This is a genomic window from Nocardia sp. NBC_01009 (assembly GCF_045208035.1).
Lineage (GTDB): Bacteria > Actinomycetota > Actinomycetes > Mycobacteriales > Mycobacteriaceae > Nocardia.
The window spans coordinates 5,002,934-5,022,027 of the sequence record NZ_CP108695.1 but is presented as its reverse complement, the minus strand read 5'-3'; the positions used below and the strand labels follow the sequence as shown (position 1 = coordinate 5,022,027).

At 67.0% G+C, this 19,094-nt stretch carries 18 protein-coding genes and 1 pseudogene; 8 read left to right on the top strand and 11 right to left on the bottom strand.

Annotation, left to right across the window (positions count from 1 at the left end):
- Window positions 1–18 precede the first annotated feature (18 nt).
- A pseudogene (locus OHA42_RS22465) lies at window positions 19–568 on the top strand (hypothetical protein).
- Between the two features lie 89 nt (window positions 569–657).
- Window positions 658–1,206, top strand: coding sequence for a hypothetical protein (locus tag OHA42_RS22460; RefSeq protein ID WP_406229835.1), 549 nt, complete (start codon window positions 658–660; stop codon window positions 1,204–1,206).
- 154 nt (window positions 1,207–1,360) lie between these two features.
- Here the strand turns inward: OHA42_RS22460 and ddaH are convergent, their stop codons facing one another.
- Window positions 1,361–2,233 (bottom strand): dimethylargininase, encoded by an 873-nt coding sequence (gene ddaH, locus OHA42_RS22455; RefSeq protein ID WP_406229834.1) that lies wholly within the window; start codon window positions 2,231–2,233, stop codon window positions 1,361–1,363.
- A gap of 139 nt (window positions 2,234–2,372) precedes the next feature.
- Between ddaH and OHA42_RS22450 the strand changes: the two genes are divergently transcribed.
- From OHA42_RS22450 to cobJ, 3 genes are read left to right on the top strand one after another with little or no spacing between them, the layout of a single operon-like run.
- Window positions 2,373–2,810 carry an Lrp/AsnC family transcriptional regulator gene (locus tag OHA42_RS22450; RefSeq protein ID WP_328400492.1) on the top strand — a complete coding sequence of 146 codons (438 nt, stop codon included), beginning with the start codon at window positions 2,373–2,375 and terminating at the stop codon, window positions 2,808–2,810.
- Between the two features lie 43 nt (window positions 2,811–2,853).
- Complete coding sequence (locus tag OHA42_RS22445; protein WP_328400490.1) at window positions 2,854–3,489, top strand: precorrin-8X methylmutase; 636 nt, start codon at window positions 2,854–2,856, stop codon at window positions 3,487–3,489.
- Window positions 3,486–5,045, top strand: coding sequence for a precorrin-3B C(17)-methyltransferase (cobJ, locus tag OHA42_RS22440; protein WP_406229833.1), 1,560 nt, complete (start codon window positions 3,486–3,488; stop codon window positions 5,043–5,045). Before OHA42_RS22445 ends, cobJ begins: the two co-directional genes overlap by 4 nt.
- 45 nt (window positions 5,046–5,090) lie before the next feature.
- Here the strand turns inward: cobJ and OHA42_RS22435 are convergent, their stop codons facing one another.
- Window positions 5,091–6,317 (bottom strand): MFS transporter, encoded by a 1,227-nt coding sequence (locus OHA42_RS22435; protein ID WP_406229832.1) that lies wholly within the window; start codon window positions 6,315–6,317, stop codon window positions 5,091–5,093.
- Window positions 6,317–6,967: a GntR family transcriptional regulator gene (locus OHA42_RS22430; protein ID WP_406229831.1), complete on the bottom strand. Its 651-nt coding sequence runs from the start codon at window positions 6,965–6,967 to the stop codon at window positions 6,317–6,319. Before OHA42_RS22430 ends, OHA42_RS22435 begins: the two co-directional genes overlap by 1 nt.
- 90 nt (window positions 6,968–7,057) lie before the next feature.
- On the opposite strand from OHA42_RS22430, the gene OHA42_RS22425 reads away from it, so the two are divergent.
- A complete protein-coding gene (locus OHA42_RS22425) occupies window positions 7,058–7,588 on the top strand; it encodes a PadR family transcriptional regulator (protein ID WP_406229830.1) in 531 nt (176 codons plus the stop codon).
- Between the two features lie 20 nt (window positions 7,589–7,608).
- On the opposite strand, the gene OHA42_RS22420 is transcribed toward OHA42_RS22425, so the two are convergent.
- The 4 genes from OHA42_RS22420 to OHA42_RS22405 form a co-directional block, all read right to left on the bottom strand.
- Entirely contained in the window at window positions 7,609–8,358 is a 750-nt protein-coding gene (locus tag OHA42_RS22420; protein ID WP_406239543.1) for a cobalt-precorrin-6A reductase, read from the bottom strand.
- Complete coding sequence (locus OHA42_RS22415; RefSeq protein ID WP_406229829.1) at window positions 8,355–8,948, bottom strand: hypothetical protein; 594 nt, start codon at window positions 8,946–8,948, stop codon at window positions 8,355–8,357. The genes OHA42_RS22420 and OHA42_RS22415 overlap by 4 nt, the downstream gene beginning before the upstream one ends.
- Before the next feature lie 99 nt (window positions 8,949–9,047).
- Window positions 9,048–10,298, bottom strand: a complete 1,251-nt coding sequence (gene cbiE / locus OHA42_RS22410) for a precorrin-6y C5,15-methyltransferase (decarboxylating) subunit CbiE (RefSeq protein WP_406229828.1) — start codon at window positions 10,296–10,298, stop codon at window positions 9,048–9,050.
- A gap of 236 nt (window positions 10,299–10,534) precedes the next feature.
- Window positions 10,535–11,296, bottom strand: coding sequence for an SDR family NAD(P)-dependent oxidoreductase (locus OHA42_RS22405; RefSeq protein WP_406229827.1), 762 nt, complete (start codon window positions 11,294–11,296; stop codon window positions 10,535–10,537).
- Between the two features lie 156 nt (window positions 11,297–11,452).
- Between OHA42_RS22405 and OHA42_RS22400 the strand changes: the two genes are divergently transcribed.
- A complete protein-coding gene (locus OHA42_RS22400) occupies window positions 11,453–11,860 on the top strand; it encodes a PPOX class F420-dependent oxidoreductase (RefSeq protein WP_406229826.1) in 408 nt (135 codons plus the stop codon).
- Window positions 11,861–11,914: 54 nt separating this feature from the next.
- Here the strand turns inward: OHA42_RS22400 and OHA42_RS22395 are convergent, their stop codons facing one another.
- Window positions 11,915–13,042 carry a M24 family metallopeptidase gene (locus tag OHA42_RS22395; protein ID WP_406229825.1) on the bottom strand — a complete coding sequence of 376 codons (1,128 nt, stop codon included), beginning with the start codon at window positions 13,040–13,042 and terminating at the stop codon, window positions 11,915–11,917.
- A gap of 292 nt (window positions 13,043–13,334) precedes the next feature.
- On the opposite strand from OHA42_RS22395, the gene OHA42_RS22390 reads away from it, so the two are divergent.
- Complete coding sequence (locus tag OHA42_RS22390; RefSeq protein ID WP_406229824.1) at window positions 13,335–14,309, top strand: 5'-3' exonuclease H3TH domain-containing protein; 975 nt, start codon at window positions 13,335–13,337, stop codon at window positions 14,307–14,309.
- 137 nt (window positions 14,310–14,446) lie between these two features.
- Here OHA42_RS22390 and OHA42_RS22385 read toward each other — a convergent pair whose 3' ends face one another.
- The 3 genes from OHA42_RS22385 to tatC all read right to left on the bottom strand — a co-directional run bounded on the left by OHA42_RS22385 (window position 14,447) and on the right by tatC (window position 19,032).
- Complete coding sequence (locus tag OHA42_RS22385; protein WP_406229823.1) at window positions 14,447–15,220, bottom strand: DUF4333 domain-containing protein; 774 nt, start codon at window positions 15,218–15,220, stop codon at window positions 14,447–14,449.
- Between the two features lie 150 nt (window positions 15,221–15,370).
- On the bottom strand, window positions 15,371–18,076 hold the full coding sequence (locus OHA42_RS22380) for a DEAD/DEAH box helicase (protein WP_406229822.1): 2,706 nt from the start codon (window positions 18,074–18,076) through the stop codon (window positions 15,371–15,373).
- A gap of 2 nt (window positions 18,077–18,078) precedes the next feature.
- The gene (gene tatC / locus OHA42_RS22375; protein ID WP_406229821.1) at window positions 18,079–19,032 is read right to left on the bottom strand and encodes a twin-arginine translocase subunit TatC; all 954 of its coding nucleotides are present in this window, start codon (window positions 19,030–19,032) and stop codon (window positions 18,079–18,081) included.
- Between the last annotated feature and the right edge of the window lie 62 nt (window positions 19,033–19,094).

The following is a 19,094-nucleotide window of genomic DNA, read 5'->3' as shown; positions in this document are numbered from 1 at the left end:
CGGGAAAGGCCGTGCAGCATGGCAATTGACAGACTGAGCGACGACGAGATCCAGGCCATCGGACGACGAGCGCCGCGCGCTGATCAGCCGCTTGCAGCTGCCACCCGAGCGGGTGTTGCCCAGGCCGGAATTGGTCCGGATTCACCGCGGGGTCCGACTGACCCTGATGGTCGTCGGTTCGCTGGTCCTCATCCCGTGGATCGTCTATCTCGCAGTCACGCTGCCGGCCGATTACCAGGCCAGGAACTGGACCCTGACCTGGGTCGGCTTCGACATCCTTCTGGTCGCCATGATGGCGACCACCGCCTACCTGGGCTGGAAACGCAGACGACTGCTCATCCTCCCCGCGTTCGGGACCGGCCTGCTGCTGCTCGTCGACGCCTGGTTCGACGTGATGACCGCCGACGCCGACGACGTCTGGCTCTCGGTCGGTATCGCGCTGATCGGCGAATTGCCGTTGGCCGTACTGCAGATCAGCGGCGCGCTACTGCTGTTCAAGTTCCTGACCGAAGCGCACCCACTCGCCGACCCCGCCGTCAGCGCTTGGCGTACGCAACTGCCCTTCTGACCGCACCACGGCGCGAGCGCGGCGGGTCGAGAGTCGGTGCACCGGAGAGCATTCCAGGCCACGGCGCCCGGAGCAACTATCCTTCCACCATGATCGACACCGCAGCTGACGACCTTGCCCTGCCCGCCGCGCTGGCCGAAGTGGTCGAGATCGGCTTCGAGTGGGAGTGGGACGAGGAGACCGACATCTCTCACGGTTGCGACTTCGAGCCCTACACACATTTCGAGCCGCCCGCGCGGACCGCGTATTGGTTTCGCCTGTGGACCGGCAACGAAGCGGCCGACGGCAGTGAATTCCGATTCTTCGGAGCGACGGGAGCCGGTGACTACGCCGGGTTCTGGCTGGTTCGGCCCGCTGCGCCGATCGCCGAGCAGCCGATCGTGTATCTCGGTTCCGAGGGCGAATGCGGCTTGATAGCACGCAATCTCCTCGACCTGCTCTGGCTGTTCGCGGACGGTTACGGCCCGGCCGAGGCGTTCGCACCGACCCATTTCGGTGCGCGGGTGCCGAACGAGGCGTTCCGGGCGATCGCCGAGCGGTACGGGCCGAGACCGGGCCGGTCCGCTGCGGAGATCGTGGCTGCGGCACGGGAGGAGTTCCCGAACTTTCCGGAACTCATCGACGCGATGTGCCGGTAGGCGAAACCCGTAGGCCGCACGAGGACGTGAGCGCCATTGCGATGCCGGTCGTCCCGCCCCGTCGGCCATGACCAACGGGGCGGGACGACCCGGGATGACGGCCTGGACACCCAGGCTCATCCCCGACCTCGGCGAAGATCACTACGTCGATCGGCTAAGCCGCGTTCTCTTCTCTTCTCGGATCATCGTGGATCTCGAGGGTGCAGCATTTGACCCCGCCGCCCGCCTTCAGCAGTTCCGACAGGTCGAGGCCGACCGGGTTGTACCCGTGTCCCCGCAAGGTCTCGATCAGGTCGACCGCCCTGTCACTGACGAAGGCGTTCAGTCCGTCGCAGACGCCGTTGAGGCCCAGCACCACCGCATCCGCGTCGGTGGCGATGATCGCGTCCGGATACAGCTCCGCGAGCAACTCGCGGCTGGCCGTGCTGAAGGCGGGCGGGAAGTAGGCGATGTTGGCGTCGCCGAGTGCCATCATCGCTGTGTCCAGGTGATAGAACCGCGGATCGACCAATTCGAGGGACACCACGGGCAGGCCGAAGAAGCGTTCGACTTCGCGGTGTGCGGCAACCGAACTGCGGAACCCGGTCGCGGCAAGGATCCGATCACCGACGAGGAGGAAATCGCCCTCGCCCTCGTTCACCTCCTGCGCGCCGACGAGTTCGGTGAGTCCGCGCTGGGCGAACCATCGGTGATACGCGGGGCCCTCGGCGGCGCGTTCGGGATGGGTGAAGCGCGCCGACAACGCTCGGTCGCCCACGATGAGTCCGCTGTTCGCGGCGAACACCATATCGGGCAGTCCCGGCTCACCGGGGACCAGATCGACCTGGTGACCGTACTGCTCGAAGGTCGAGCGCAGGGTTTCCCACTGGTCGAGGGCGCGGGCCCGGTCGACCGGTTCGGTCGGATCCATCCACGGATTGATCGAATAGAAGACCTCGAAGTGGTCGGGGCGGCACATCACGAACCGTCGCGGTGATGGCAGTCGCGGGGTGGGTGGCTCGTTGTGGAGCGTGGCTACGGAGGTCAACGTGTCTCCCGGAGGGTAGGCGCGGATCATTCGACTGACACGAAGGTAATTCGCCTACTATTGCGTCAGAAACAACGAATCGTTGCGCAGATATGCGGAATACCGGCGAATCGTTGCGCGGCGACAGAATGGGTGTGGTGTGGACGACATCGACCGGCGGATTCTGGCCCACTTGCTCAGGGAGGCACGCGCGTCGTTCCAAGAAATCGGCGCGAAAGTCGGCCTGTCGGCGCCCGCGGTCAAGCGGCGTGTCGACAAGATGGTGGCCAGCAGGCAGATCACCGGATTCACCGCCATGGTCAATCCCGCTGCGCTCGGCTGGAAAACCGAGGCATATGTCGAGGTCTACTACCGCGACAACATCACCCCGGCCGAACTGCGGCGCAGCCTCGAACCGATTCCCCAGGTCGTCGGGGTGTGGACAATCGCGGGCGAGGCCGATGCGCTGGTCCACGTGATGGCCACCGATATGGCCGAGATCGAGTCGACCGTCGAACGCATCCGTGAGAACACTCGGGTCGGCCGCACACGTAGCGCCATCGTCATGTCGCGCATCCTCGAACGGCCGCGGACCTGACCCGCGCCGACCTCCCTCGGCGGGCACTCCTAGGGTGGTCGGCATGTCCGACGTGCGTGCCAGCTACCTCACCGACGGGGCCGAGATCTATCGGCGCTCGTTTGCGACGATCCGCGCCGAAGCGGATCTGACCGCGTTCCCGCCGGATGTGGCACAGGTGGTGGTGCGAATGATTCATGGGTGCGGACAGGTGGATCTCGCACAGGACGTGGCCTTTTCGCCCGGGGTAGTGGCGGCGGCCCGCACCGCGCTGCGTACCGGTGCACCGATTCTGTGTGATGCCAACATGGTGGCGTCGGGGGTTACGCGCAAACGGTTGCCCGCCGATAACGACGTGCTCTGCACTTTGACAGATCCGCGCGTGCCGGAACTTGCCGCCGCACTGGGCAATACGCGCTCGGCCGCGGCGCTCGAGCTGTGGCGGGATCGGCTCGACGGCGCGGTGGTCGCCATCGGAAACGCACCGACCGCACTATTCCATCTACTGGACATGCTCGATGCCGGCGCGCCGCGCCCAGCGGCGGTTCTCGGCATTCCCGTCGGATTCATCGGAGCCGCCGAATCCAAAGACGCACTGATCGACTTCGGTGGGGTCGAATTCTTGACCGTGCGCGGCCGGCGGGGCGGCAGCGCCATCACCGCCTCGGCGCTGAATGCGATTGCGAGCGAACAGGAATGACCAACAGCACGGTCCACGGCAAGTTGTGGGGTGTCGGGCTCGGGCCCGGCGACCCGGAACTGGTGACGGTCAAGGCGGCCAGGATCATCGCAGCGGCCGATGTAATCGCCTTCCACAGCGCCAGGCACGGCCGCAGCATCTCACGCGCGATCGCCGCCCCGTACATGCGCGAGGGCCAGCTCGAAGAGCACCTCGTCTATCCGGTGACCACCGAGACCACCGACCATCCCGGCGGATATCAGGGCGCGATCGACGAGTTCTACGAGCAGGCGGCCGAGCGTCTGGCGGCACATCTGGCGGCGGGCCGCTCGGTGGCGCTGCTCGCGGCGGGCGATCCGCTCTTCTACAGCTCCTACATGCACATGCACCGCCGCCTCACCGACCGATTCGATACCGAAATCATTCCGGGCATCACCTCGGTCAGCGCCGCGTCCGCGGCTCTGGGCACCCCTCTGGTGGAAGGCGAACAGGTGCTCACGGTACTGCCGGGCACCATGCCCACCGCCGAGCTCACCCGCCGCCTCCGCGACACCGAAGCGGCCGCCATCATGAAACTCGGACGCACCTACCCCGGTGTGCGCCAAGCGCTCTCGGATTCCGGACGACTCGACGGCGCCTACTACATCGAGCGCGCCAGCTCCGATCGTCAACGCGTCCTCCGCGCCGCCGACGTCGACGACGCGGAGGTGCCGTACTTCTCGATCACCCTGGTGCCGGGCCCGCAGCCGACTACCCCATTGCGCCTGGCGAGCAGCAAGCAGACGCAGCGCCGGGCCGCAACCGGACCGACCGCCGCACCGTCGAACGGTCTACCGGGAGAAGTCGTCGTAGTCGGACTCGGCCCCGGCTCGGCGGACTGGACCACACCGGAGGTGAGCAAAGCCCTCGCCGAGGCCACCGATCTCGTCGGCTACACCACCTACATCAACCGCGTGCCGGCGCGCCCCGGGCAGCGCAGACATGCCAGCGACAATCGCGTGGAATCCGAGCGTGCCGCTATGGCACTGGATTTGGCCAAGCAGGGCGCGCAGGTCGTGGTGGTCTCCTCGGGTGATCCCGGAGTGTTCGCCATGGCGGCGGCGGTGCTGGAAGAATCCGCCGACCCACAGTGGGAGGGGGTGCCGGTGCGGGTACTGCCCGGCATGACCGCCGCCAACGCCGTGGCCAGCCGAGTCGGCGCGCCACTCGGCCATGACTACGCGATGATCTCGCTGTCGGACCGGCTCAAGCCGTGGGAGGTTGTCGCCCAACGTCTCTCGGCCGTGGCCGCCGCCGACATGGCGATCGCGATCTACAATCCGGCCTCCTCCCAACGCACCTGGCAGGTCGGTGCGATGCGGGATCTGCTGCTCGAACACCGCAAGCCCGACACCCCGGTGGTGATCGGCCGCGACGTCGGCGGCCCCACCGAGTCGGTCCGGGTGGTGCCACTCGCCGAACTGGACCCCGCCGAGGTCGACATGCGCACGCTGCTCATCATCGGCGCATCCACCACCGCGTCGAGGGACACCGACGACGGCCCGCGCGTCTACACCTCGCGGCGCTACCAACGCTGATCGACCGACCGCGCCCGGCTACCCAGCGTCAGGCGGATTGACCGGTCAGCTTCGGTAGTTCCGGGCAACCACTGCCAGGCAGCCGGCTGCGGCGACCGCGGCGACGGCGAACATCGTCGGGTAGCCGAGGCCCGCGGCCTCGTGCAGGAAGGCGAGGAGGGCGGGAACACCGAAACCGAGATAGCTTGCCGAGTAGAAGACCGCGGTGAGGCCGGCCAGGTCGTCGGGGCGGGCGATTCGTTCGATCTCCTGAAGGCCGGCGACCAGGCCGATGCCATATCCGGCACCGAGGACGATTGCGGTGACGACAGTGGACCAGAGGGTGAGGGTTCCCGATGCCAACGCCGCAGAGACCATTCCTGCGACGACCAGAATCAACGCCGCCACTGCGGCGCGGGCAGTGCCCGGGCGGTCGATGCGCCGGGCCGCCGATTGGATCGCGAAGCCGCAGCCGAGAGTGATGACGGTGATCAGTGCCGAAAATGCGATCGGTGCATCGTGCACGCGCGGTGCCATCAATGTCGGCATCACCGCGTAAGCCGTTGCAGCGGAGGTGAACAGCCACAGCGCGACCGGCAGTGCCACGTGTCGGAATCGGCGGTGTGCAGCGGCGGGGACCTTCAGAGCCTCGACAAGACGGCCCGGATTCTCCTGCGGGACCAGTGTTTCCGGTGCGCGCGCCACCCAGGCCGCGGCGATCAGACACAACACTGCGTTGATCAGATAAGCGAGCGTGTTCGGCAGTGGTGTCCACTGGGCAAGCACGCCTGCCACCCCCGCGCCGACGGCAAAGCCGCCCGTGAGACTCATCGCCGAACGTCGCGCGCCGGTTCCCGCGGGCCGTTCGGGCCCGAACGGTGGCTGGGCGAGCTCTTTCAGCCAGCTGCTACCCACCGCCATCGCCAGACCGAGCGCCACCCCGCACAGCACCCGTCCGGCCGACAGCATCGGCACGGACCCTGAGCCGAATGCCAGCAACAGCGAACCCATGGCAGCGATCAGCGGCGCGGGACGCAGCAGCGCGCGACGGCCATAGCGGTCCGAGAGGGGGCCGCCGATCAGCAGCGCGGGCACAATGCCGAGCACGTACTCGAACAACAACATGTCGACGGTGGTGACGGGCAGTCCGTTGTTCTTGTACATCACCAGCAGCGGGGTGAATTCGTTTCCGCCCCAGGCGATCGCGAACATGGCCGCAGCAACGCCCCACCACTGCCTCGAGATGGTCTTGCGCGCGGGTGATCGGGCGTCGATGGCGGTGAGCGTTGCCATCACAGCCCTCTCAGTTCCAGCTGGTGCACGCCCGCGAGATGCTCGACGAGTGCGGCGGCGAAGCCTGTCGCATCGCCTGCTCCGATCAGGTCGGCCAGCCGTGCGTGCTGCTCGATGATCTTGTCGATGTCGGTCGAACCACGGTGCAGCGCAACACTGTTCATCCGCCGCTGCCGTTCGCGCAGTGAATCGTAGAAGCCGGTGAGCAGCGGGTTGCCCGCAGCGACGACGTAAGTGCGGTGAAAGTCGGTATCTACCACGGCGAAACGAGCGAAGTCCTTGGTGTCGGCCAGTTCCCGCTGCCGGTCGAGTGACTCCTGCAGGGCTGCGTCGAGCGTCGAGCGATCAACAGCGACCAGTGCACGCACAGCCCCGGTCTCCACGACGTACCTGGCGTGGGCCACGTGCTCGGCCTCCGCCGGCGGGATCGGCACTATCAGCGCACCACGCTTGGGATAGAGCTTCATCCACCCCTCCGCCTCGAGCCGCAGGAACGCCTCGCGGACCGGTGTCCTGGACATGCCGAGGTCGGCGGCGATCTCACCCTCGCTGATCAGTTCGCCGCCCGGCAGCATGCCGGTGAGAATGCGTTCTTTCACCTCGTGAAAAGCGCGCTCGGCCGATGAATACGTCTTAGACACAAGTTGCATCCTAAATGAATCGCGGACGGCGTATTCGCCCACCCGTTGCCGGTCGTATAACCTTCCACTATGGAACGTTGAGAGCGAAGGAGCTGTCCGTTGACGAATACCGCGACACAACGCAAACCGCTGAATTCCACAGCCGCGTCACTCCTCGGGTTTCTGCACGAGGGCCCGATGTCGGGGTGGGATCTGGTGTCCGCTGCACAGGACCGTATCGGTGATTTCTGGACGATCACCCAGAGCCAGGTGTACCGCGAGTTGGCCTCGATGGATGCGTCCGGGCTGGTCGAGAAGGGCGAGACGGGAGCACGGGAACGAACCCCCTATCAGATCACCGATGCGGGCCGCGAAGCATTCCTGGAGTGGATTGCCCGAGATCCGGGCGGCGAGACAATTCGAGTGCCTTTGCTACTGACGATGTCCTTCGGAGAACACCTCGACCCCGATCATCTCGACCAGATGATCGCCGCGAACCGGGAGATCCACCAGCAACGACTCACCCGCTATCTCGCCCAGGACTACACCGGGAAACCGCCACACCAGCGCGCCACGCTGGAGTTCGGCATCGGCTACGAGCGCGCGGTACTCGAATGGTTCGACCGCCTGCCGAGCCTGCTCGGCCGCTGACAGCACGGGGTAAGCACCACTCAGGCGCGGGAAGCGGACAGTGTGCGCAACCACTGCACGGCGTCCGGCACGTTCTCCGCAACGATCGCGTCGGCCGGGAGCGCGGGACGGTCGATCATGACGACGGGAATACCCGCGCCGCGAGCCGCGACGAGCTTGGCGTCGGTGTGATCTCCCCCGCTGTCCTTGGTGACCAGCACGTCGATGCGGTGCGATGCCAGCAACTGCGATTCGGTCTCGACCGCGAAAGGGCCACGTGCAAGCAGTAATTCGTGATGTGGCGGCAGGCTGCCCACCGGCGGGTCGATCGCGCGGATCAGAAACCACGGCGCGGTCAGGCCGGCGAAGGCGCCGACCCCCTGCCGACCGATCGTCAGGAATACTCGATCGCCCAGTCCCACAACGGCTGCCGCGGCGGCCTCGAGATCGGGCACGCGGATCCACTTGTCCCCCGGCCCCGCGGACCAGCCGGGCCGACGCACATGCAGCAGCGGCAGATCCGCCCGCGCCGTCGCAGTGGCTGCGTTCGCGCTGATCGTGGCCGCGAACGGATGCGTAGCGTCGATCACCACCTCGATTGCGTTGGCTACCAGCCACTCCCCTAGGCCGTCGACGCCACCGAAGCCGCCGATCCGCACCACGCCTTCGGGCAGCAGCGGGTCGCTGACGCGTCCGGCGAGCGAGGAAACGATATCGAATCCCCGCTCGCCGGACGCGATTTCGGCGAGTTCCCGGGCTTCCCGGGTACCGCCCAGAATCAGGATTTTCAGGGCTGACCGCTGAAGTAGGCGATGCCCGCGTTGATCAGGTTCGGTCCGCCCGCGATGAGCAGGCCGATGAGCGCACCCACCGGCAGGCCGATGCCGAAGAAGAAGAACCCGATCACGGCGCCGATGAGGGCACCGAGCGATGCGCGCTGCAGTTCGGCGAAGAACCAGTCCTGCGACGCACTGATCTCGGCCGCGGACGGCGCGGCAGCGGTCGGCTTGACCTCCGGCGTCAGCGTCAGCCGCTGTGTCGTGGGATCGATGGTGGCCGCGATCGGGATGACGTCCCCCTCGCCCACCTTGGCCGCAAGCGGGATCGAGGTGACGACCACACCCGCCTCGTTCTTCACCGTGACGTACTTCTGGTCGGCATCGAGGCTGAACGCACCACCGGTCAGGGTGGTCACGATCGACTTGTCGACGATTTGCACCGCGTAGCCGACGGTCTGGTCCTCGCCTGTGACGGTCGGTGAGGTCGTCTGGTTCTGCACCGCGGGCGCCGGGGCCGCCGGCGCGGCACCGGATGTGCCGGCCGCGATACCCGTGGCGGCGATGGCCAACAGCGAGGTGGCGGCAAACTTCTTGTACTTCATCAATCTCCCAATCAGGAACCGGATTTCCGATCACGCTCGGATCTCGGGCCCGACCCTACCTGTTCACCTCGGCCTGCATCACCGTTCCGATCGAGGCTTTCACAGCGAGTCCTTGCCCTCTTTGCGCACCGACCACTGCGTCACCGGCAGTTGTGGGCGCCATGCTGTGAACGTCCCCAATGGTTCCGCCCGGTAAATCTGAAACTTGCGCAATTCACCGCCGTGGGTTTTTGCCCAGCTCAGCAGCAGCGCCTCCGATTCCGCGGTCACCGCGTTCGCGACGAGCCTGCCGCCGTGGCGCAAGTACGACCAGCATGTCTCGAGTACGCCATCCTGGGTGATCCCACCACCGACGAAAACCGCGTCAGGAGGGGCATATTCGGTCGATCCGACCTCGGTGCGCACCTCCCCGCGCACGACGACCTGCGGGACACCCAGGGCGGTGGCATTGTCGGCGATCTGGCGCCTCCGGTGCTCGAGCCGTTCGAAGGCGATCACCTGGCAACCCGGGTGTGTGCGACACCATTCGATGGCGATGCTGCCCGAGCCGCCGCCGACATCCCACAGCAGCTCTCCCGGTGCGGGCGCCAGGGCCGCAATGGTCAGCGCCCGCACTTCCGCTTTGGTGAGTTGCCCGTCGCCACCGAACAGCGCATCCGGGAGGCCCGGGATCCTCGTGGCACGCGGGCCCTTCGAATCCGCGACGCATTCGATCGCCACGATGTTCAGCGGATCGCCTGCAGGCAGATCCCAGCTCTGTGCGGTGGCCACCCGAACCCGCTCGTCCGGGCCACCCAGCTGTGCGAGTATCGTCACCGTCGACCCACCGAATTCGTTGCGGCGCAACAGCTCCGCGATCCGCTCCGGCGTGTGCTCATCCGCGCTGAGCACCAACACCCGCCGCCGATCCGCCAGCTCCGGCAGCACCGCCTCCACCGGCCGACCGACCGCGCTGACCACCGGCACCTCGGCAAGCGCCCACCCCAACCGCGCACATGCCAACGCGGCCGACGAGGGCTGCGGCAGCACCCGCAGGGCCACAGCGCCGAACAGTCGCACCAGCGTCACCCCGATTCCGTAGAACATCGGATCGCCACTGGCCAGCACACAGATACGAGCGCCCGCGTAGTGCTCGAACAACCCGGGCAACGCAGGCACCAACGGCGACGGCCATGCCACCCGCTCAATCGCTGGATCGACTGGCACCAAAGCCAACTGGCGCTCCGCTCCGAACAACACCGCGCATCCGGCGATCGCCTCCCGCGCTGCCCGCCCGAGCCCGTCCCACCCGTCGGCTCCGATCCCGACAACCGATATCACCGGGCCCGTCCACGACACGACATTCGCCACGGCAACCTCAGTATCGATACCCGGTGTGACAGAACATATTTCGGCTGGACTGATCGGTTCGGCCGCCGACCGCGCCGGGTTCGGCCGCGCTTCGGGCTCTACACTCCGAGGCGACCTGCGGGCCGATCCGGCGACCGGAATCGATGCACTCCCCGGCCGCGCCGCACCCAACACGGCCTCCGGCTGATCGATCCCAGACGATCCGGAAGTCGATCCAGAAGCGGGCGTCGGCCCGGTCACCGAGGCATCCGCCGCCACACTGCCTGTGGCAGCAGGCGCATGACGAAGAACACCGGTTGCAGTACGCGCGGGCACCACACCCGACCTGCGCGGCGACGGAGACCATTGACCACGGCGACGGCGACCTGGTCCGGCGTGCTCGAGAATGGAGCCGGGTCCATGCCCTCGGTCATCCGTCCGATCACGAAGCCGGAGCGGACCAGCAGCAGGTGAACACCGCTGCCGTGCAACGCATCCGCAAGCCCTCCGGCGAAACCGTCGAGTCCCGCTTTGGCCGAGCCGTACACGTAGTTGGCCCGGCGCACCCGCACCCCCGCGACCGAACTGAACACGACGATCTGGCCGCTGCCCTGCGTACGCAGCAGATTCGCCAGCGTGGTGAGCACACTGATCTGTGCGACGAAATCGGTATGCACCACCGCGAGCGCATGCGCCGGATCCTGCTCGGCCCGCGCCTGATCTCCCAGCACCCCGAACGCGAGCACGGTCACCCCCAATCCGCCATGCTCGGCCGCAAGCTTCTCGAGCAACGCGGGATGACTCGCCGTGTCATCGGCATCGAACTCGATGCAATGCACCGCCGTCGCCCCGGCAGCCAGCACAGCCGCGCCCTCCTCGGCCAACTCGCCGCTACGCCGCGCCGCGAGAATCACCACCCGCCCCGGCGCCAACCGCCGGGCCACCTCGAGCCCGATCTCGCTGCGCCCACCGAGCAACAGCACCGGCCCGTCGGCAATCCCGCCACCTCGCAATCCCATGCCCACAGTTTGCTCTCCCCCCGCTGCACACCTTGCGCCGACCATCCGACAACGCGACAGCACGTTCGCGGACCGATGATTCCAGGTAACCGCAGTGCCGCCCGGTCACCGACGGTCGCCACCGGCTTCCACATCGACCACGACTACGGTCGTGGGATGCCGACCAGCACAGCACAGCTGTCCCCGACCGCACTCGAGTTCGTCACCGAGCGGCACCTCGCGACGCTGACCACGTTGCGAGCAGATGGCACCCCGCACGTTGTCGCGGTGGGGTTCACCTGGGATCCCGAGGCCGGGCTCGCGCGGGTGATCACCAATGACGGATCGGTGAAAGTGCGCAATGTGCGCCGGTCTGGGTACGCGGCGGTCAGCCAGGTGGACGGCATTCGCTGGCTCACCCTCGAAGGCCCGGCAATCGTCCTCGACGACCCCGACAGCGTCGCCGAAGCAGTCGATCGCTACGCCGGACGCTACCGCGTGCCCCGAGAGAACCCGACCCGCGTGGTAATCGCAATTCAGGTGCGGCGAGTGTTGTCGAGCAGCACACTCACGACACCGAGCTGAGGCCTCGGGCAACTGCAGGGCGACGCCGCCGCGGGCGGCTGCCAGTACCCGGGCTTACAACACCGTCAGCCCGTGTGGGCGGTTGTTCATCGACTCACAGCCGTCCTCGGTGACCACGACGATGTCTTCGATCCGGGCGCCCCACTCGCCACGGAAGTAGATGCCGGGTTCGATGCTGAATGCCATACCCGGCTGCAGGATCAGGTCGTTGCCCGCGACGATGTACGGCTCCTCGTGCACGGACAGGCCTATACCGTGACCGGTGCGGTGCACGAAGGCGGGGCCGAAACCGGCGGCGGTCAACGGGTTTCGCGCCGCGGCGTCGATCGATTCGGCGGTCACGCCGGGGCGGACCGCGGCGACCGCGACAGCCTGGGCCTGTTCCAGCTCAGCGAATTGCACCGCCACATCCTGGCTCGGTTCGCCGAGCACGTAGGTGCGGGTCGAGTCGGAGTAATAGCCGGGCTCTACTGGACCGCCGATATCGATCACGACCACATCACCCTGTTCGATTACCCGCTGCGATACCTCGTGGTGCGGGTCCGCACCGTGCGGGCCGCTGCCCACGATGACGAACGCGGCAGCGGTGTGGCCCTCCTCGACGATCGCGGCCGCGATGTCGGCGCGCACCTCTGCCTCGGTACGCCCGGCGCGCAGCCACTCACCCATCCTGGCGTGCACGCGGTCGATCGCCGCTCCGGCCCTGCGCAGCGCGTCGATCTCCGCGGCGTCCTTGACCATGCGCATTTCACGGAGCACGGGCGTAGCCGAAACCGGCAGGCCGCTAAAGGATTCCGCCAACGGCAGCAGGTGCAGTGCGGGCATCGCATCGGTGACAGCGACCCGGGAACCGACATGCAGCGCCGACTTCACCAGCTGATACGGATCGGTGCCGTCGACCCAATCGAACACCGGCAAACCGAGATCGCCCGCCGCCGAACCCTCCAGCGATGCCAGCTCCAACTTCGGGATCACCACCGAGGGCGCAGCACCGTCGGCCGGGATCACCAGGCAGGTGAGCCGCTCGAAGGATTCGGCCGCCGACCCGATCAGGTACCGCAAATCCGGCCCCGGCGTGATCAGGAGGGCATCGAGATGAGCGGCCCGCATCAGCTCGACGGCCCGCTCGAGCCGATTACCGTAGACATCCGCCGCAAATCGTGACTCCGTGTGCGAGCTCATACCCCTCGACGTTACCCGCCACCGCTGCCCGACAGGCCGTTTACCCCGCTTCTGCAACCGCAACCCCTGGACACGAGCTCGCCCGACCTGTGGCGGCGCAACACCGTTCATGGATCGTCGGCGCGGCGTACGACGGCCGCGTGAGCACGTCGAACTCAGCCCGTAGACACGGGTCTCCGCCGCCGCCCCTGAGCGCAGTGCTCACGCTCCCGACCTGGATTATCGGTGCCGAAAGCCGGGTCGGGAGCGCAATCACCGAGGCTTGTCGGGATGGGCAGGTAGCCTCACCAGCGTGACTTCAGCCGCGACTTCCGGTGGACCTCTCCTACTGCTCGACGGAGCGAGCCTATGGTTCCGCGCATTCCATGCGATCCCCGAGAAGATCACCGCACCCGACGGCCGGTCGGTGAATGCGGTGCGTGGTTTCACCGACATGGTCGCGTCGCTCATCACCAAGCATTCGCCGAGCAGGTTGGTTGTCTGTCTCGACCTGAATTGGCGGCCTGCGTTCCGGGTGGAGCTGGTGCCCTCGTACAAGGCGCACCGCCTCGACACCTCGATGGACGCCGCTCCTGGCGCCGAGGAAGTGCCGGATCGGCTCACCCCGCAGGTCGAGATGATTCTGGAGGTGCTGGCTGCGGCAGGCATCGCGACGGGCGGCGCGGAGGGGCTGGAGGCCGACGACGTGCTCGGGACGCTGGCCACCCGGGAGCACACCGACCCGGTGGTGGTCGTCAGCGGTGATCGCGACCTGCTGCAGTTGGTGCGCGACGAGCCTGCACCGCAGGTGCGCGTGCTCTACGCGGGTCGCGGACTGGCCAAGGCCGAACTGTTCGGCCCCGCTGAAGTCGCCGCGAAATACGGTGTGCCCCTGGCGAATGCGGGACGGGCCTACGCGGACATGGCAACGCTGCGCGGTGACGCATCGGACGGGCTGCCCGGGGTGGCAGGCATCGGTGACAAGTCCGCCGCGCTCTTGATCTCCCGATTCGGTTCACTGGAAGCGCTGCAAGCCGCCCTCGACGATCCGGTCGCGGATCTTTCGCAGGGTGTGCGCGCCAAGCTGCGGGCCGCCGAGACCTATCTGAAAGCCGCCGCTCCCGTGGTCCGCGTGGTCTGCGACGCCGAAGTCGAACTCTCGCGACCGGATACGCTCCCCACAACTCCGGCGGACCCGCAACGTCTGCGCGAACTGGCCACCGAATACAACGCGGAAAGCCCCGTCGCGCGCCTGGTCACCGCTTTGGCGGCGGCCAACGCCTCCTGACACGCCGCACAGCGGAGTCGGGCGGAGTTCGCACTTCAGCAGCGCCGGTGAAATGATTTGCGCCAGGCAGCATTCCGCCCGGGGCTCGATGACTCACCGGGCGCCCGCGCCGCAGCGCGAGCGTCCCGGTACCCGAGTCAGTTGGGGCGGCCGACCTCGTAGGTGCCGTCGTCCTTGGTGATCTTGACGGTGACCTTCTTCTGCTCACCACTGACCTTCAGGGTGCAGGTGAAAGTTGCGTCGACCTCGACCTTCTGGCCGGAGGGGCAGGACACATCGGCGACATCCTGGATGCCGTAGGAGTCCGAAAGCACCTTCTTGACGCCGTCTTGCACCGCGGTGTTGTCCAGCTCGTCCTTGCTGGTCAGCACCAGTGCCAGGGCGATGATGGCGCCGACCACGAGGAGCGCGCCGACACCGAGGCCGATGATCAGGCCTTTGCCCTTGCCACCGCTCTGTGTGGGGATCTGCTGACCCTGCTGGCCCCACTGCGGCTGCTGACCCTGCTGGCCCCACTGCGGCTGCTGTCCTTGCTGGCCCCAGTCCTGCGGACCCGGCTGCTGCGGCTGCTGGCCCCAGTCCTGCGGACCCGGCTGGCCGGGCTGCTGGCCCCACTGCGGCTGATTCGGCTGGCTCGGTTGCTGGCCCCACTGCGGCTGATTCGGCTGGCTGGGCTGCTGGCCCCACTGCGGCTGATTCGGCTGGCTCGGTTGCTGACCCCACTGCGGCTGCGGAGGCTGCGACTGATCCCACTGCTGGGTCGGCGGCGCAGTCTGCGGCGTCTGCTGCTGGCCACCCCACGGCGACGGCGACGCGCCACCGGGTGTCTGCTGTCCGCCCCACTGCTGGGTGGGGTCGTTGCGTCCCTCCCCGGGACCAGGGGCGTCGTTCGGTCCGTACGGGCCGCTCATCTGCTTGCCTCCACTCGCATCGTTGTACATACGGTAGCCCCCCGCGTGAGACTCGTCGCAGAACAGGACCATTCCCATTTCCGAACCGATCCTGTCCGACTCCTCCGCCACGGTCGGTACGCGAAAGAAATCAAATCACAATCGAATCGGCTACGCCGCGTCCACCGCAACGACACCCCGTCGGATTGCCCGCACCGCCTTCGCCGCGGTCCCGGCAATCTCCGGGTCGTCGGCGGTGCTGTGGATCTGATCGAGCAGGTCGATCACCTGCCTGCACCAGCGCACGAAATCGCCCGCCGATAGCGGGGTGCCCCGATCGCCGCTGGCCAGCAACGACTCGGCCAACCCATCGCCGCGCGCCCATTTGTACACACCGGTAACGAATCCGAGATCCGGTTCGCGGGTCGGCTGCAGCTTGTGGCGCGCCTCGTCCGAACGCAACTGGGTCCACACGCCGACCGTGCCGCCGACCGCTCGCCGGATCGGCTCCGTCGGTCCGCTCACGCCGAGATATCCACCCTCCTGGCGTGATTCGTAGACCAGGATGGACACGACGGCGGCCAGCTCGGCGGGCCCGAGCCCACGCCACAGTCCCTGGCGCAGGCATTCGGCGACGAGCAGGTCGCTTTCGGCGTAGATCCTGGCCAGTCTGCGCCCCTCCGAGGTCACCTCGCCTTCGTGCACGAAACCACGCTCTTCCAGCAGTGCGAGAATCCGATCGAAGGTTCGGGCCAGTGAGTTCGTCGTCGCGGCAACCTTCTGGCGCATGGTCTCGGTCTCGCGCGCCAACCGGTTGTAGCGCTCACCGACCCGACTCATCTGCTCGCGATCGGCGCGGGTGTGCGCCGGATGCGAGCGCAGGCTACGCCGCAGTGTGTCCAGTTCCCGATCCTCAGCCACCTTGGATCGCTGGCCGCGCCGCTGGCGGCCGGGTACCGAGATACCGGTGCTGCGCAGCGCCGAGGCCAAGTCACGGCGAATACTGGCGGTCCGGTGATCGACCCGGCGGGGCAGACGCATATGACCGAGTGCCTTCGCGGGCACCGGGAAATCGGCGACCGATACCCGGCCCGCCCATTTATCCTCGGTGAGCACCAGCGGGCGCGGGTCGCCCGGGGTGGCATCCGGCTCCAGGATGACCGCAAGCCCGGCCCGACGCCCGGACGGAATCGCCACCACATCACCGCGGCGCAGCGATGTCAGCGAACTCACCGAAGCGCCGCGGCGGTCGGAACGGTTCTGTTGTTCGAGCTGCCGTTCCCGTTGTTTGATCCGATCGCGCAGCGAAATGTATTCCAGGAACTCACCGTCCGCGCCGCCGAGCTGGGTGCGCAGCTTGCGCAACTGGTCTTCGTTGCGTTCGATGCCGCGCACGAGCCCCACCACCGAACGGTCGGCCTGGAACTGTGCGAACGAGCGCTCGAGCAGGGCGCGGGCTTCCGCAGCACCCATCCGGTCGATCAGGTTGATCGACATGTTGTAGCCGGGCCGGAACGAACTGCGCAGCGGATAGGTCCGGGTCGAGGCGAGACCGGCCACTGCACTGGTGTCGACCTCCGGCTGCCACAGCACCACCGCGTGGCCCTCGACGTCGATGCCACGGCGGCCCGCACGGCCGGTGAGCTGGGTGTATTCGCCCGGGGTGAGCTCGGCGTGCGACTCACCGTTGTACTTGACCAACCGCTCCAGCACCACCGTGCGCGCGGGCATATTGATGCCCAATGCCAGTGTCTCCGTAGCGAATACCGCCCGCACGAGCCCACGCACGAACAATTCTTCGACAGTGTGCCGGAAGGCGGGCAGCATGCCGGCGTGATGCGCGGCAAGCCCGCGGTGCAGCGCCTCGCGCCACTCCCAGTAACCGAGCACCTCGAGATCGTCTTTCGGCAGATCTCCGGTGTGCTTCTCGACAATGGCGTCGATCGTCTCGGTTTCGTCGTCCCTGCTCAGGTCCAGCCGGGAGCGCAGGCACTGCGCCAGCGCGCCGTCACAGCCCGCCCTGCTGAAGATGAAGGTGATCGCGGGCAGCAGCCCTTCGTCGTCGAGCTTGGCGAGCACTTCCGGCCGTGGCAGCGGGCGGAAGTCTCGGCGGGGCCCACCGCCGCGACCGTTGCGCGGGCCACCCCAGCTGTTCATCCGATCCGCGCTCTCACGCTGCCGGATATAGCGGACCAGGTCTTCGTCGACGAGGATCTTCTGCTCGCTGGAGTCGGTGTCGAACAGGTCGAACATCCGCCGCCCGACCATCACGTGCTGCCACAGCGGTACCGGGCGCGTTTCGTCGACCACCACGGCGGTGTCGCCCCGGACGGTCTCCATCCACGCGCCGAATTCCTCGGCGTTGCTGACCGTCGCGGACAAGCTGACCAGCCGCACATCGGGCGGCAGGTGCAGGATGACCTCTTCCCACACCGCGCCGCGGAAGCGGTCCGCGAGATAGTGCACCTCGTCCATCACTACGAAGGCCAGCCCGCGCAGGGCATCCGAGGAGGCATAGAGCATGTTGCGCAGCACCTCGGTGGTCATCACCACCACCGGCGCATCCGGATTGATCGACTGGTCTCCGGTGAGCAGACCCACCTGATCGCGGCCGTGCCGCTCGGTGAGATCGGCGAACTTCTGGTTGGACAGCGCCTTGATCGGCGTGGTGTAGAAGCACTTTCCACCCGCAGCGAGCGCCAGGTGCACCGCGAATTCACCGACGACGGTTTTGCCCGCACCGGTCGGCGCACATACCAGCACGCCGTGCCCACCCTCGAGGGCCGCACAGGCGTCGCGCTGAAATGGATCCAGAGTGAAACTCAGCTCGGCGGAAAACTTTGCCAGCTCGCCTACCTGCGACCGGTGATATGACACCGTCAGAGGGTATCGGAGTAGTCCGACATCGGTCGCCCAGATTTCTCTGTCGGTTCGACAATCGACTCGGCCGGCCGGATCGGCTCGGGGCCGCTGAGCGAGGATGCTTCCTCATCCGACAGCGCCGCAAGACTTTCACTTTCCTTGCGTGCGCGACGCCGATCGTTGACCCGAGCGAACTGTACGGCCACCTCGAACAAGACGGTCAGCGCCAGGGCAAGCGCCAGCATCGAGAACGGGTCCTGCGGAGTCACGATGGCGGCAAAGACGAAGAGCCCGAAGATGAGTCCGCGTCGCCAGGCCTTCAGTCGGGCGTAGGTCAGCACCCCAACCAGGTTCAATCCGACGATCAGCAAGGGTGTTTCGAAGCTGATGCCGAAGATGATCAGCAGCTGAATGATGAACCCGAAATACTGTGAACCGCTCAGCGCCGTGATCTGCGCGTTGTTGCCGATGCTCAGCAGGAAGCTCAACGCATGGGCGACAACGACATACGCCAGCACCGCGCCTGTGGCGAACAGTACGGTGCCGGACGCGACGAACCCGACCGCGTACCTGCGCTCCTTGGCGTACAGACCCGGGGTGATGAACGCCCACAACTGGTACAGCCAGATCGGCGCGGCGAGCACCACGCCCGCCGTCATGCCCACCTTCAAACGCAGCATGAACTGCTCGAACGGGGCGGTCGCCAGCAATCGGCAGGCGCCGTCCGGCGTGAGCGAGGCTCGGGAGGAGGCAGGCAGCGAACAGTACGGCCCGAGCAGAACGTCGCCGAGACTCTCCAGGCCGAAGATCGAATGCGAATACCAGAAGAAACCGAACAACGTGGTCAGCAGGACTGCGGCGATCGAAATCAGCAATCGGCTGCGCAGCTCTTGCAGATGCTCGACCAACGACATGGTGCCGTCGGGATTCGTCCTGCGCTTGCTGTGCCGAGGATCGAACGGGATTCGCATGGTGGTGTGTTGGCCCCTGGGTTGGATGTGCCCGCGTCGGCGGCGGCGCCGTCGATTCGGCG

What these genes read in the sequence shown, in the direction of transcription:
- OHA42_RS22460 (WP_406229835.1), top strand. Translation starts at nt 658, where the DNA reads ATGATCGACACCGCAGCTGACGACCTTGCCCTGCCCGCCGCGCTGGCC.
- OHA42_RS22445 (WP_328400490.1), top strand. Translation starts at nt 2,854, where the DNA reads ATGTCCGACGTGCGTGCCAGCTACCTCACCGACGGGGCCGAGATCTAT.
- cobJ (WP_406229833.1), top strand. Translation starts at nt 3,486, where the DNA reads ATGACCAACAGCACGGTCCACGGCAAGTTGTGGGGTGTCGGGCTCGGG.
- OHA42_RS22435 (WP_406229832.1), bottom strand. Translation starts at nt 6,317, where the DNA reads ATGGCAACGCTCACCGCCATCGACGCCCGATCACCCGCGCGCAAGACC.
- OHA42_RS22430 (WP_406229831.1), bottom strand. Translation starts at nt 6,967, where the DNA reads ATGCAACTTGTGTCTAAGACGTATTCATCGGCCGAGCGCGCTTTTCAC.
- OHA42_RS22415 (WP_406229829.1), bottom strand. Translation starts at nt 8,948, where the DNA reads ATGAAGTACAAGAAGTTTGCCGCCACCTCGCTGTTGGCCATCGCCGCC.
- OHA42_RS22405 (WP_406229827.1), bottom strand. Translation starts at nt 11,296, where the DNA reads ATGGGATTGCGAGGTGGCGGGATTGCCGACGGGCCGGTGCTGTTGCTC.
- OHA42_RS22400 (WP_406229826.1), top strand. Translation starts at nt 11,453, where the DNA reads ATGCCGACCAGCACAGCACAGCTGTCCCCGACCGCACTCGAGTTCGTC.
- OHA42_RS22395 (WP_406229825.1), bottom strand. Translation starts at nt 13,042, where the DNA reads ATGAGCTCGCACACGGAGTCACGATTTGCGGCGGATGTCTACGGTAAT.
- OHA42_RS22385 (WP_406229823.1), bottom strand. Translation starts at nt 15,220, where the DNA reads ATGAGCGGCCCGTACGGACCGAACGACGCCCCTGGTCCCGGGGAGGGA.
- tatC (WP_406229821.1), bottom strand. Translation starts at nt 19,032, where the DNA reads ATGCGAATCCCGTTCGATCCTCGGCACAGCAAGCGCAGGACGAATCCC.